Annotated in this window: 15 protein-coding genes; 14 read left to right on the top strand and 1 reads right to left on the bottom strand. The window is 44.7% G+C overall.

Going from position 1 to position 12,820, the window contains the following annotated elements:
* Window positions 1-115: 115 nt before the first annotated feature.
* The 13 genes from QWY16_RS11570 (at window position 116) to yoyC (ending at window position 9,656) form a co-directional block, all read left to right on the top strand.
* The gene (locus tag QWY16_RS11570) at window positions 116-1,060 is read left to right on the top strand and encodes a thymidylate synthase (RefSeq protein WP_300989374.1); all 945 of its coding nucleotides are present in this window, start codon (window positions 116-118) and stop codon (window positions 1,058-1,060) included.
* A 12-nt stretch (window positions 1,061-1,072) separates the two neighbouring features.
* A complete protein-coding gene (locus QWY16_RS11565) occupies window positions 1,073-1,570 on the top strand; it encodes a dihydrofolate reductase (protein WP_300989373.1) in 498 nt (165 codons plus the stop codon).
* Window positions 1,563-2,306 carry a lysophospholipid acyltransferase family protein gene (locus tag QWY16_RS11560; RefSeq protein ID WP_300989372.1) on the top strand — a complete coding sequence of 248 codons (744 nt, stop codon included), beginning with the start codon at window positions 1,563-1,565 and terminating at the stop codon, window positions 2,304-2,306. The genes QWY16_RS11565 and QWY16_RS11560 overlap by 8 nt, the downstream gene beginning before the upstream one ends.
* A 78-nt stretch (window positions 2,307-2,384) precedes the next feature.
* Window positions 2,385-3,224, top strand: a complete 840-nt coding sequence (locus QWY16_RS11555; protein ID WP_300989371.1) for a DegV family protein — start codon at window positions 2,385-2,387, stop codon at window positions 3,222-3,224.
* A gap of 77 nt (window positions 3,225-3,301) precedes the next feature.
* On the top strand, window positions 3,302-4,099 hold the full coding sequence (locus tag QWY16_RS11550) for a GDSL-type esterase/lipase family protein (protein ID WP_300989370.1): 798 nt from the start codon (window positions 3,302-3,304) through the stop codon (window positions 4,097-4,099).
* A 12-nt stretch (window positions 4,100-4,111) separates the two neighbouring features.
* Complete coding sequence (locus QWY16_RS11545) at window positions 4,112-4,687, top strand: YpmS family protein (RefSeq protein WP_436837141.1); 576 nt, start codon at window positions 4,112-4,114, stop codon at window positions 4,685-4,687.
* Between the two features lie 15 nt (window positions 4,688-4,702).
* Window positions 4,703-5,233, top strand: coding sequence for a peptide-methionine (S)-S-oxide reductase MsrA (msrA, locus tag QWY16_RS11540; protein ID WP_300989368.1), 531 nt, complete (start codon window positions 4,703-4,705; stop codon window positions 5,231-5,233).
* Window positions 5,230-5,655, top strand: coding sequence for a peptide-methionine (R)-S-oxide reductase MsrB (gene msrB / locus QWY16_RS11535; protein ID WP_300989367.1), 426 nt, complete (start codon window positions 5,230-5,232; stop codon window positions 5,653-5,655). Before msrA ends, msrB begins: the two co-directional genes overlap by 4 nt.
* A gap of 88 nt (window positions 5,656-5,743) precedes the next feature.
* A complete protein-coding gene (locus QWY16_RS11530; RefSeq protein ID WP_300989366.1) occupies window positions 5,744-5,959 on the top strand; it encodes a YozE family protein in 216 nt (71 codons plus the stop codon).
* Window positions 5,960-6,028: 69 nt separating this feature from the next.
* The gene (gene deoD, locus QWY16_RS11525) at window positions 6,029-6,733 is read left to right on the top strand and encodes a purine-nucleoside phosphorylase (protein WP_300993421.1); all 705 of its coding nucleotides are present in this window, start codon (window positions 6,029-6,031) and stop codon (window positions 6,731-6,733) included.
* A gap of 216 nt (window positions 6,734-6,949) precedes the next feature.
* Window positions 6,950-8,479, top strand: coding sequence for a lmo1851 family serine protease (locus QWY16_RS11520; protein ID WP_300989365.1), 1,530 nt, complete (start codon window positions 6,950-6,952; stop codon window positions 8,477-8,479).
* A 59-nt stretch (window positions 8,480-8,538) separates the two neighbouring features.
* A complete protein-coding gene (locus tag QWY16_RS11515; RefSeq protein ID WP_300989364.1) occupies window positions 8,539-9,420 on the top strand; it encodes a CobW family GTP-binding protein in 882 nt (293 codons plus the stop codon).
* A complete protein-coding gene (gene yoyC / locus QWY16_RS11510) occupies window positions 9,417-9,656 on the top strand; it encodes a protein YoyC (protein WP_300989363.1) in 240 nt (79 codons plus the stop codon). The genes QWY16_RS11515 and yoyC overlap by 4 nt, the downstream gene beginning before the upstream one ends.
* A 599-nt stretch (window positions 9,657-10,255) precedes the next feature.
* Here the strand turns inward: yoyC and QWY16_RS11505 are convergent.
* On the bottom strand, window positions 10,256-11,605 hold the full coding sequence (locus QWY16_RS11505; protein ID WP_300989362.1) for an MATE family efflux transporter: 1,350 nt from the start codon (window positions 11,603-11,605) through the stop codon (window positions 10,256-10,258).
* Window positions 11,606-11,736: 131 nt separating this feature from the next.
* Between QWY16_RS11505 and murG the strand changes: the two genes are divergently transcribed.
* Window positions 11,737-12,819, top strand: a complete 1,083-nt coding sequence (murG, locus tag QWY16_RS11500; protein WP_300989361.1) for an undecaprenyldiphospho-muramoylpentapeptide beta-N-acetylglucosaminyltransferase — start codon at window positions 11,737-11,739, stop codon at window positions 12,817-12,819.
* The last annotated feature ends 1 nt before the right edge of the window (window position 12,820 follow it).

Below are 12,820 nucleotides of genomic sequence, written 5' to 3'. Positions count from 1 at the left end.
TCCACATTTATTGAAATGTTGGAAGGCCTTTTCACTTCAATAGGAGCACAGAATTTAAAATTTTAACTAACTGTGTGTTTTTGTTATGATAAACATAATAATGGAGGCGAATAAAATGAAACAATATTTGGATTTATGCCAGCATATTTTACATAATGGCGCGAAAAAGGAAGACCGGACAGGAACTGGCACATTAAGTGTGTTCGGCCATCAAATGCGCTTCGACTTAAACGAAGGCTTTCCATTGATGACAACTAAAAAAACGGCGTTCCGCCTGATTGTATCGGAATTGCTTTGGTTCATCAAAGGCGATACGAATGTCAAAACTTTACTCGCTGAAAATAATCATATTTGGGATGAATGGGCATTTGCCCAATGGGTGGAAAGCAGCGATTATACTGGCCCGGACATGACCGATTTCGGCAGACGTTCACAGAAAGATGCGGCTTTCGCGGAACTTTACAACGAACAGATGGCGATTTTTCAGGAAAAGATTTTGAACGAAGAAGGTTTCGCAGAAAAATACGGCGACCTGGGTCCGGTTTACGGCAAACAATGGCGTTCGTGGGCAAAAACGGACGGCGGAACAATCGACCAATTGAAAAATGTGATTGAATCGATTAAAAAGAACCCGGATTCAAGGCGCCATCTGGTAACGGCTTGGAACCCGGAGTTTATCGACGACATGGCGCTTCCGCCTTGCCACATCATGTTCCAGTTTTACGTAGCTGACGGAAAATTATCGTGTCAACTGTACCAGCGGAGTGCCGATGTCTTTTTAGGCGTGCCGTTCAATATTGCATCTTACGCTTTGCTGACGCATTTAATCGCGCGGGAATGCGGTTTGGGTGTGGGCGATTTTGTCCATACTACGGGAGATACCCATTTGTATTCGAATCATTTAGAACAAGTGAATGAACAATTAACGCGGGAACCGAAAAAATTGCCGACATTGAAGATCAATGAGGAAGTAACATCCATTTTCGATCTGGAATTGTCGGATATTACAATTGAAGGTTATGATCCGCATCCGCGCATTAAAGCGCCTGTTGCAGTTTAAGGGGGAATAGAGATGATTTCATTGATGGTAGCACACGATCCAAACCGGGTTATAGGAAAAGACAACCAATTGCCATGGCATATTCCTGAGGACTTGGCTTATTTTAAAAAACACACAGTTGGAAAAGGCATTGTTATGGGCCGCAACACATTTGAATCGATTGGCCGGCCGTTGCCCAAACGCCGCAATATTGTGGTAACCCGCAATTCGGACTATCAAGCTGAAGGAGTCGATGTCGTTCATACCCTGGAGGATGCGGTTCGTCTTGCTGAAGAAATGCACGAAGAAGTGATGGTGATCGGCGGGGAACAGATTTTCCGTTCCATTTTGCCGGTTGCTGACCGCTTGTACATCACATTGATCAAACAGGATTTTGATGGAGATACATTTTTCCCGGAATACGGACCAGAATGGACAATTGTAACGGAATCGGAAGAACAGCTTTCCGGTGAAACGCCATTTGTTTACCAGGTTCTTGAACGGCATAATTCGGCAGGCGGCCATGTATAATTCGGTCCGGACTTTTTCATTCTTATTCGGTTATTTGCCGATGGCAGCTGTGAATCTTAAAAAATTCCAGGCCCAAAAAGAAATCTTGAGCAAGCAGGAGTACGATGCTTTGATCCACACCGAACCGCAAAAATGGGCAAAAGGCATCCTAAAGCGGACGAAAAGCCGAATTGAAACAAGCGGTTTGGAGAATTTGCCGGAAGGGCCGGCACTGCTGGTGGCAAACCATGAAGGCAATTTTGATATTCCGGTCCTGCTGTCGGAAATCCCCAAACCATTTGGGTTTATTTCAAAAAAAGAAGTGAAGAAATTTCCGGTGATTCCGGTTTATATGGAAGATATGAATTGCGTATTTCTGGACCGGACTGACCGTCGAAGTGCCTATAAATCGATAACCGATACGGCCCAAAAGCTGAAAGATGGCCATTCCATTCTGATATTTCCGGAAGGCACCCGCAGCAAAGGCGAAGGCATAAGCGATTTTAAGACTGGATTTGTCCGGATCGCTAAAGACGCTGGTGTGCCGATCGTTCCGATTGCGATACATGGAACGTCCGATATCATGGAGAAAAACAACAACAAAATCCGGCCGGGACATGTCACCATCCGGGTGCTTGAACCGGTTTTGGCTGAGACCGTTGAAAAAACAGAAGCCAAGCAACTGATTGAACTGGTCAGAAAAACGGTGGAAACGGAAGTCCAGTCGATGGCGCAAGAAAAAGCAGATCTCAAGTAGGTCTGTTTTTTTACCAACATGGGACAACGTTTCAGGCGGTTCAATAATAGGAATATAAGGAAGAAGGAGAGTGATTTCATGTCGAAAATTCACATCGTAACCGACTCGACGGCAGACTTGAAACCGGAAGTCATCGAGAAATATAATCTTCATGTGGTTCCGTTAAGCATCCAAATCGGCGGACAAACTTATCTGGACCGTGTCGATCTGGAGCCAAAAGCTTTTCTGGATTTGATGAAAAACACACCTGAGCTGCCGAAAAGTTCACAGCCGGCTCCCGGTGTATTCAAAGAATTATACGACCGTTTAGGGCAGAATGGCGATCAGGTGCTGTCCATTCATATGACTGGCGGCATGAGCGGCACCGTTGAATCGGCCCGGACAGCTGCGGAATTGACGGATACGGATGTAACCGTCATCGATTCCCGCTATATATCGCATGCGCTGGCTTTTCAAGTGTTTGAAGCCGCTGATATGGCGAAGCAAGGGAAACCGATGGAAGAAATCGTGGCAAGGGTCCATCAAATCCGCGAAAACAGCAAACTTTATGTAGTGGTAGATACATTGGATAATCTGGTAAAAGGCGGCCGCATCGGCAAAGGGCGGGCTATGCTCGGCTCATTTTTGAAGATCAAGCCGATCGCTTCGCTGGATGGCGGCGAATATACGCCCGTAGCAAAAGTCCGAAGCTATAAACAAGTGGTCCAGTATTTGATGGACGATTTCAAAGAACGGACCGCTGGAAAGCTGGTAAAAGGCATTGGCATCGCCCATGCAGATGGATTGAGCATCGCAGATCCATTGAAAAAGCAGCTTCAAGAAGCCGGCTATACCGATATCCGAATGGACTTCACAACGCCGGTCATTTCCACCCATACGGGAATTGGCGCCATCGGCTTTATGTTCTATACGGATTAAACGAAACGGCTAACCAGATAAAGCTGGACTGCAGAAATTAGCTATCTCAATTTCAAGAATAAAAAGGGGAGATAAATATGAAACGCATCCTGTACATTTTGGTGTTGGCAATATTGTTTTTAGCGGGATGCGGTTCATCATTCATCTTTGGCAATGAAGAAGCGGAACCCCGTGTGCCGGTTGCGTTTACTGATTATCGCGTGCCTCCTAACTTTGTGCCTCAAGCCCTCATTATTACAGCGCTTGGGGATTCCTTATCGCAAGGTTTGGGCGATACCGAAAACAAAGGCGGCTATGTCGGCAGGCTGGCCAGTGAAATCAGTGATTGGCCCGGAGTAAGGGGGGCCATTGTGGAAAATACAGCAAAAGCTGGCCGCAGAAGTGATCAACTGCTTGCTATGTTCCAAAAAGGACAATTGACTGGACCATTGTCAGAAGCGGACTATGTCATCATGACTATCGGCGGCAATGATATCATGCGGATTGTGAAGCGGGATTTGTTTTCGTTGAATATAGAAGCTTTCGCTGATGAACTCGTATTTTATGAAAACCGCTATGAAACTATTTTTGCTTCCATCAGGTCAATTAACCCGACCGTTCCCATCATTACGATTGGGATCTATAACCCATTTTCACTGATTACGGATGAAGTTGAAGAATTCGATGAAATTGTCATGGAATACAACAAATCAATGAGGGGAATTACAGAAGCAGACCCGCTGTCTTGTTATGTGCCGGTGAGTGATTTGTTTATCGGCAATGACAATCTGGTTTATCATACCGATTTTTTTCATCCAAACAGCAAAGGGTATGACTTAATGACAGAACGGATTCTTGAGCGCATGGAAGAATGCGGTTTGAGTTTTCAGGAATAGGAAGTGATTGTTTTGAAAATATGGCGCTTGGCATTTTTTGTGCTGCTGGGACTAAACCTTGTCGCCGTTTTGGCATTTTTCATCTTTATTACCACTCCAGCGAAAGGCCATTCCTTGGCAAGTGCAAACACGGTACAAGAATTGGACGGCAATTCAGTTGTACTGAATGTAACTAAATCGGATTTTGAAGGCATAGCGAACACCTATATCCAGCAAGCGATGGCCGACTCGCCGATTCCATTGACTTTGGCGGTAAATGGCGATGTCAGCTTGTCCACAGAGTTTGAGGTGTTTTCAGTCGCTTTGCCAATCCTGCTGAGGTTTGATCCATTTGTCCAGGAAGACGGCAATTTATTGCTGATCCAAAAATCAGTGGAAGTTGGTATGCTGGATATTCCACCTGAATCTGCGTTAAAATTGTTAGAGGATTCGGTAGATCTTCCTAAATTTATGGAAGTTAATCCAACAGAAGAACAAGTATTGTTAAAACTGACTGATATTCCGTTGGACGATGGCATATCGGTTCAGGCGACTTCATTTAATTTAAAAGAAGATGATATTCGGTTGCGCGTTACCATTCAGCAATAAGAACGGAGTGATGGAATGAAGACAGAAAAAGCGACATTTGCGGGCGGCTGTTTTTGGTGTATGATCAAACCGTTCGATTCCAATGATGGAATTGAATCGGTAGTCAGCGGCTATACTGGCGGACACGTGCCAAATCCGACTTATGAACAAGTATGTTCTGAAACGACTGGCCATTACGAAGCGGTTCAGATCACGTTTCAGCCCGATGTTTTTCCATATGAAAAATTGCTGGAGGTTTTTTGGACACAAATCGATCCAACCGATGCAGGCGGCCAGTTTTTCGACCGCGGGCAGTCCTATCAGACCGCTATTTTCTATCATTCGGAAGAGCAGCGGTTAGCAGCTGAAAAATCAAAGCAGGAACTGGAGAGCTCAGGCAAGTTTTCAAAACCGGTTGCAACGAAAATAATTGAAGCCAAGCCATTTTATTTGGCAGAAGATTACCATCAGGACTATTATAAGAAAAACCCGGCTCACTACAACCGTTATTCAATCGGTTCTGGCAGAGCAGGATTTATCGAAAGAAATTGGGGTGGACAATCATGAAGGAAGAGTTAAAAGCGAAATTGACACCGATGCAATATCACGTTACACAGGAAAACGGCACAGAACCGCCGTTTCAAGGAGAATATGACCAGTTCTTTGAAGAAGGCATTTACGTAGACATTGTGTCCGGAAAACCATTATTCAGTTCAAAAGATAAATACGATGCACATTGCGGCTGGCCGGCTTTTGCCAAGCCGTTGGAAGGCAGCGAGATTAAAGAGAATTTTGACACGAGCCATGGCATGAGAAGAACAGAAGTGCGCAGCGCGACTGCGGATTCCCATTTAGGGCATCTGTTCCCGGATGGTCCGTCTTCTCTTGGCGGCATGCGTTATTGCATCAACTCCGCGGCGCTGCGTTTTGTTCCTAAAGACCAGCTGGATGCGGAAGGTTACTCCGAATACAAGCAGTTGTTTGAATAACTGAAGACCCGGACAGCTGTCCGGGTTTTTTATGTCCGGACTGCAGCAACTGCGTTTTTCTTATGGCACAACAGAGGGGAGGAAGAAAATGAGACGATCATTTTATCAATTTGCGTTAAAATATCGCGGGAAGCTTCATGCGGATGATTTCTCGCGTTTTGCCGACGCTATGTTTTTGGATCACAGCTTCCCGAAAAACTCGGAAGATTTCGAAAAACTGTCCAGATACATTGAAGAAAAAGCCCATCCCATCATGAAAGCTTCAACTTTTGATGCGATGTGGGAGGAATATACAAAGCTTTAAGGCAATGCGTTGCACTCCTTAAGAAAAAACAGTATGATAAGTACGACTAAATTAAAGTGAGGTTTTATGATGAGCGTTCATATTAATGCAAAAAAAGGCGATATCGCCGATACGATTTTACTTCCTGGAGATCCGCTCCGTGCGAAATACATTGCGGAAAACTTCCTAGAGGATGCTGTACTTTATAACGAAGTCCGCAACATGTTCGGCTATACAGGTACATACAAAGGGAAACGGATTTCTGTTCAAGGGACAGGAATGGGAGCACCTTCGATTTCTATCTATGTTACTGAATTAATGAATGAGTACGATGTACAAAAATTGATCCGCGTCGGTACTTGCGGTTCTATTCACAAAGATGTCAAAGTTCGTGACGTTATCATTGCACAAAGTGCTTCATCAGATTCGAAAATGAATGAACTTATTTTCGGCGGCATTGATTATGCACCAACGGCCAATTTTGATTTGTTGTTGAAAGCTTATAATGCAGGTTTGGAAAAAGGCTTGAAACTGCGCGTGGGCAATGTCTTTACAGAAGATGTTTTCTATAATGACTATGCAGAGCACGAAAAATGGGCTCAGTACGGAATTCTTGGGCTTGAAATGGAATCAGCAGCACTTTATACATTGGCTGCCAAATATGGCCGCCAGGCATTGTCTATCCTGACAGTGAGCGACCACTTGCTGACTGGAGAAGTGACAACTTCTGAAGAACGCCAGACAACGTTTAACGATATGATTGTTGTAGCATTAGAAGCAGCTATCCAAGAGTAAAAGTAAACTCAGCCAAGCGTTTCTAATGCTCTTGGCTGCCAGTTGAACCTATGGTTTTTAACGGACAGCTGATTTCTGTTTATCAGCAGAGCTTTTGGTTCCGTTAATGCTTGGTAAAACGAAAAGACTGTCTTGACAGTCTTTTTCTTTTAATTTTTTCTAAAGCCTGATAAAATCGATACAGCTTTAAGCTCGACTATGAAAGTGGTGAAAGAAATGGATGAAAAGCGTCCAGGCGAAAATCACGAACAAATTCCGCCTGTTGAAGAAGCGCCTGCCCATTTTATCCGGATGAAAACATTCTATTTTATCATGCTTGTCTTCACCTTGATATTATGTACAGCAGGATTGACTATATTTGCTTTAACTTTCGGAGATGAAAAGGCTGTGGAAGTTAATTCCCCGGAACGCCGTGAATTCGAAAAGTTATATGCAGCCTACGATCAAGTACAGCAGGAATATTACGAAGAAGTAGACACCAATGTGCTGATCAACGGTGCCATCAACGGTATGGTTGAATCTTTGGGAGATCCATATTCTGATTATATGAATGAAGAAGAAGCAGCCCAGTTTACGCAAGGCATTTCATCCAGTTTCCAAGGAATCGGTGCAGAAATACAAGAGCGTAACGGCTTTATCAATATTGTGTCTCCGATAAAAAACTCTCCGGCTGAAAAAGCAGGATTAAAACCAGGCGACAAAATTCTCAAAGTCGATGGAGAAAGCATTCAAGGATTCAGTGCTACTGAAGCCGTTATGCTGATCCGCGGCGAAAAAGGAACCGAAGTGACGTTGACGATTCAGCGCGGCGAAATGGCTGAACCGCTGGAAGTCAAAATTACGCGCGATGAAATTCCGATTGAAACGGTGTATGCCGAAATGATTGGCGACGGAGTGGCGCATATCCAAATAACCAGCTTTTCTGAAAACACTTCAGATGAATTGCTGAAAGCGATCAGCGATATGGAAGCAAAAGGCATGAAAGCAATGGTGATGGATGTCCGTCAAAACCCGGGCGGCTTGCTGACAACGGCATTGGATATTTCCAACTTGTTCATTGAGGAAGGAAAAGAAATGTTCGAAGTCCAAGCCAAAGGTGAAGAACCGGAAATCTACATGTCTTCTCCGAGCACAAAAGTGAAAGTGCCTGTGACGTTATTGATTGATGGCGGCAGTGCTTCTGCATCCGAGATTTTAGCGGGAGCAATGAGTGAATCAGCCGATATCAAACTGGTTGGCGAAAAAACTTTTGGAAAAGGCACAGTACAGACAGCGAATGATCTGGCTGACGGTTCCAATTTAAAATTCACTACTGCTAAATGGCTGACGCCTGATGGCAATTGGATTCATGAAAAAGGAATTGTACCGGATGTTGAAGTGGCGTACCCGGAATACGCTTCATTGCCAGTATTGGATTCCTCACTTGAATTGAAAGACGGCACGATTTCTGAGCAAGTCAAAGTTGCAGAACAAATGCTGGTGGCGCTTGGCTATAAAGTAGGCAAAGTGGACGGCGTTTATGAAGAGGATATGACCGAAGCGGTTGAACAATTCCAGGAAGAACAGGAACTTGAAGCAACCGGCATCGTGACTGGAGATACGACATTCGCTATTATGAAAGCTTTGAGCGAAAAAATCGACAAAGAAGATCCTCAGCTTTTGGCAGCGAAAAAACTTGTAATGGAAGAAGCTGGAATCAAAGCTGAAACTTCTGAAGAATCATCTGAAGAAGAACCGAAAGAATAACAAAAATGGCCCGCAATTTGCGGGCCTTTTCTTACGGCATATAAATGGAGGGATATTTGATGATTGACGTTTATTTATTTAGCGGGTTTTTAGGGAGCGGAAAAACCACATTATTAAAGCATGTGATTCAGCAAGCAAAAGATGCGGGACTCAAACCGGCAGTATTTATGAACGAACTGGGTGAAATGAATTTCGATTCGGATGCAGTAGAAGACGGTGTGCCGCTGAAAGAGCTTTTGGATGGCTGCATCTGCTGCACCGGGTCTGAAAAATCAGAAGCGCAATTGCAAACATTAATGGCAGAAGAAGACTTTGATGTGCTGTTGATTGAAACAACGGGTGCTGCCCATCCTGTCGAAGCATTAGACGCTATCTTTTCTCCGCTTTTTGCCGAGCGTTTAACGTTTAAGGGAATTATTACGGTCGCTGATAGCAAGCGCTGGCTCGACCGCGATAAACTGTCTCCTCAAATCCGCTCGTTGTATCTGGAGCAAATCCGGCATGCCGACTTGATATTAGCCAATAAAATGGATTTATTGACCGAAGCGGAACAGGCGAAAGTGACATTTGAAGTGCAGGGATTAAATCCGGCTGCGCAAATCATTCAAACGGTGCAGTCAAAAGTTCCTTTTTCGGCGCTGCAGAAAATTTCCGCCGCTCAAACAGGAGCCGTAGAAAAAGCGCCTGTATCAAAATTAAATCTGAATACAAAAGTTTTCGATTTTCAACAACCGGTAAAACGTGAAGTTTTCGAGGAGTGGCTGCGTTCACTGCCGGATTCAGTTTTCCGGATTAAAGGCTATGTGCCGCTTGAAGGAGACAAATACCCGCATGCCTTTCAATATGCATACGGCATGGCGCAATGGCTGCCGGAATACTTGAAGATGCGGACACAGATTGTCGTCATCGGAGAGAACCTCGAAGGAATTGAGCTGCCATGATTGAAGCTTACCAAAAATTATGGCCAAACCGGACTGATGTGGGTACAATCAGCAGTCTGGAACAGCTGGAGCAGAAAATCCTGATTGAACTCAACGATGAACTGACGCACCCGAGAGTCCGGAAAACAAAGCAGGAAAAATTGGACATCGCTTTAACGCGCATCGAACAATCCCTTTTGACGGAAGAAGAAAAAACAGCTTTATCGATGTTATATAAAAAGATTGCGGCTCCGTGAGCCGCAATCTTTTTATTTGTTGAGAAAGTTAAAATTTGTATTAGTAGTCATGCCTTAACCGATATTCTGCCAACCAGCTGTGAGGCCAATGTCTTTGCGACGAAGTGTGTAACGCTGCAACGCCCATTCATGTCTCGAAGCTAGTGCAGCGATGCAGAGACAGGAGCGGTGCGGTTTTCTCTCGCTGTTTGCCCCCCTATCTAGTGAGCAAAACAAAGAATAGAAGGCTTTCTCAAACATTCATTGTTTTAGAGAACAATCTAAGATAATTAAAGAAAGCTGAATGCAGCGAAAGGCGGCGAAGGGCAAAGATGTGCTCCTGCAGCGCCAGGCGCTTCGTCGCAAAGGCACCACCCAACTATGGTTGGCTGATGCCTTTCCTGCGGGAATAGTGTGAGTCCTGAGACCCCGCAGGGAATGAATGGGGCAAAAGCAGTTTGCCCCATTCATTTGCGACGAAGCTAGCGCAGCGATGCAGGAGCACACGGTCTTCGCCAGCGAGCGAGGAGGCTTAGGGCCACACCCCACGGAAAGCGTCCGCCCTGGAGCGAAATGAAAAAAGAACATACGAGTTTCTCAACAATCTAAAAGATTGCAGCTCAATGAGCTGCAATCTTTTTTTGTATAACATTAAGCCGGAACGATAACGTAATGGCTCCAGCTGTCAATCCGGCGATTAAGCCGATCCAATAACCGAATGCTTCGAAGCCAGTAAAAGTTGAAAGAAGGTAGCCGACCGGCAAACCGATCACCCAATACGAAATCAGCGCCATGACAAAAGTGATGTTGACATCCTTGTAGCCGCGCAGTGCTCCTTGCACTGGAGCTTGTACGGCATCTGATAATTGGAACAGTGCGGCGAAAATCAGGAATTGTACAGCTAACTGGATAACTGCAGGGTCTGATGTATACAACCCCGCAATTTGATGGCGCATTGAAAACAGGATAAATGCAGAAACAAAGCTGAATCCGACAGCGGCTGCAACGCTGATCCAACTGTATTGCCTGGCATCATTGAATCGTTTTGCCCCGACTTCAAAACCGACCAGGATTGTCGCTCCCATAGATATGCTGAGCGGCAGCATATACAGCAGTGAAGTGAAATTGATGGCAATTTGGTGCGCAGCAATCGTAATTGTGCCATACGTGCTCATCATCAGCGTGACAGCTGAAAAAATACTGGTTTCTGCAAAGATGGCAATGCCGATCGGGACGCCAATCAGGCTGATTTCGCTGAGCCGGATAAACGACAGCTTAGCCCATCCCCGGAAAATATTGAATGACTTAAACGGTTTTCGCGTATGGATGATCCAGACGGCGATCAACATCACGAGCCAATAGGTAATGGCAGAGCCATAACCGGCACCGACGCCTCCGAGTTCCGGAAAACCGAAGTTGCCATAGATCAGCAGGTAATTGAAGAATACATTGATTGGAGCAGACAGCAATGAGATGAACATGGAAATGCGCGTCGAGCCGAGCGCGTCAATATAGCAGCGCAGCGCATTATAAACAAATAAAGGGACGAGCCCGAAACTCATGGCGAAAATATAATTTTTCGCTACTGACGCAACAGCCGGCTCTAAATTAATCAGGCTGAGAAGAGGCTCAATACTAAAAAAGAAAAAGATGAAAACGATTAATGCTAAAATGACCGCCAGATAAATTCCCTGCTGGACCGCATCTTTTACCTCTTCTTTTTTCTTGGCGCCCATTAATTGTGCTACAATTGGAGTGATGGACATGAGGATTCCTGCTAGTCCGATATAAACTGGCACCCAAAAAGAGGAACCGATCGAAACGCCCGCCAGATCTTCAGTGCTGTACCGGGCAGTCATATAAATATCAAAAAATGTGACTAAGTACATCGCCACTTGCGTAACCAGGATTGGAAAAACAATTTTAATCAGCATCCGAAATTTTTCCGCTTTTGTCTTCGTTTCAAACATGTTCCGTCCTCCAATAATCCATTAGCAATTTAAACAAATAAAAATAAGTATAGCATAGAAGACGCGGGGCGGCAGAACGCTTCCGAAAAGATGAATGTGCAATTTTAAGACAATAGAGAGTAGGCCAAGAAATGAATAAAAGAACGATCTTATTAACCGGAGGAGGGACAGCGGGCCACGTATCGCTGAACCAGGCTTTGATTCCGGAATTGTTGAAAATGAATTTTAATGTAGAATACATCGGCTCAAAAGACGGCATTGAAAGTGAATTAATCAAAGATGGACATCCGGAAGTTGCATACCATCCAATAGCAAGCGGGAAATTGCGCCGTTATTTTTCAATGAAAAATTTCACGGATCCGTTCCGTGTCGGAACAGGCTTTTTCCAAGCGCTTAACGTCATCCGAAAAACCAAACCGGCGGCCATTTTTTCAAAAGGCGGTTTTGTTTCGGTGCCGGTCGCGATGGCAGGAAGAGCCATGTCAGTCCCTGTCATCATTCATGAATCAGATGTCACGCCTGGCTTGGCAAACAAAATCGCTATGCCGTTCGCCGATCATATCTTTACGGTATTCACAGAAACCTTAAAGCATTTGCCGAAAGAAAAATCGACGTGCACCGGCTCGGTAATCCGCAGCGAATTAATGGAAGGCTCTGCAGAAATTGGGAAAGAGCTTTGCAAATTTGACAATGACTTTCCGGTTTTATTGGTCATGGGCGGCAGCCAAGGCTCTGCAGTGATCAACGAAGCGATCCGCACAAATTTAACGGCGCTTCTGGTGGAATACAATGTCATCCATTTATGCGGAAAAGGCAATGTGGACGACAGCCTGAAAAACGTTCCGAATTATTGCCAATTTGAATACGTAACCAGCGAATTGCCGCATCTGCTGCATATGACGGACTTTGTGGTTTCACGTGCCGGTTCGAATTCGATTTTCGAATTTTTAGCACTTAAAAAACCGATGCTGCTGATTCCTTTATCCAAACAGCAAAGCCGCGGCGATCAGATTTTGAATGCCCAATTATTCAAGCAGCAAGGGTTTGCCCATGTGGTGGAAGAAGAAGATCTTAGCCCAGAACGCTTTTTTGAAGAAATGAAAAAGCTGCATCTGCATGAAGAGCTGCTTGTTGAAAACATGACGCTGGCAGAACCGCCGAAAACGGCTTATGAAATGGCTAAGTTGGTTACATCTTATACAAAGAAAAAATAAA

This window comes from Planococcus shenhongbingii (assembly GCF_030413635.1).
GTDB lineage: Bacteria > Bacillota > Bacilli > Bacillales_A > Planococcaceae > Planococcus > Planococcus shenhongbingii.
Note: the sequence above shows the minus strand (reverse complement) of the source record. Positions and strands in the feature narration are given on the sequence as shown.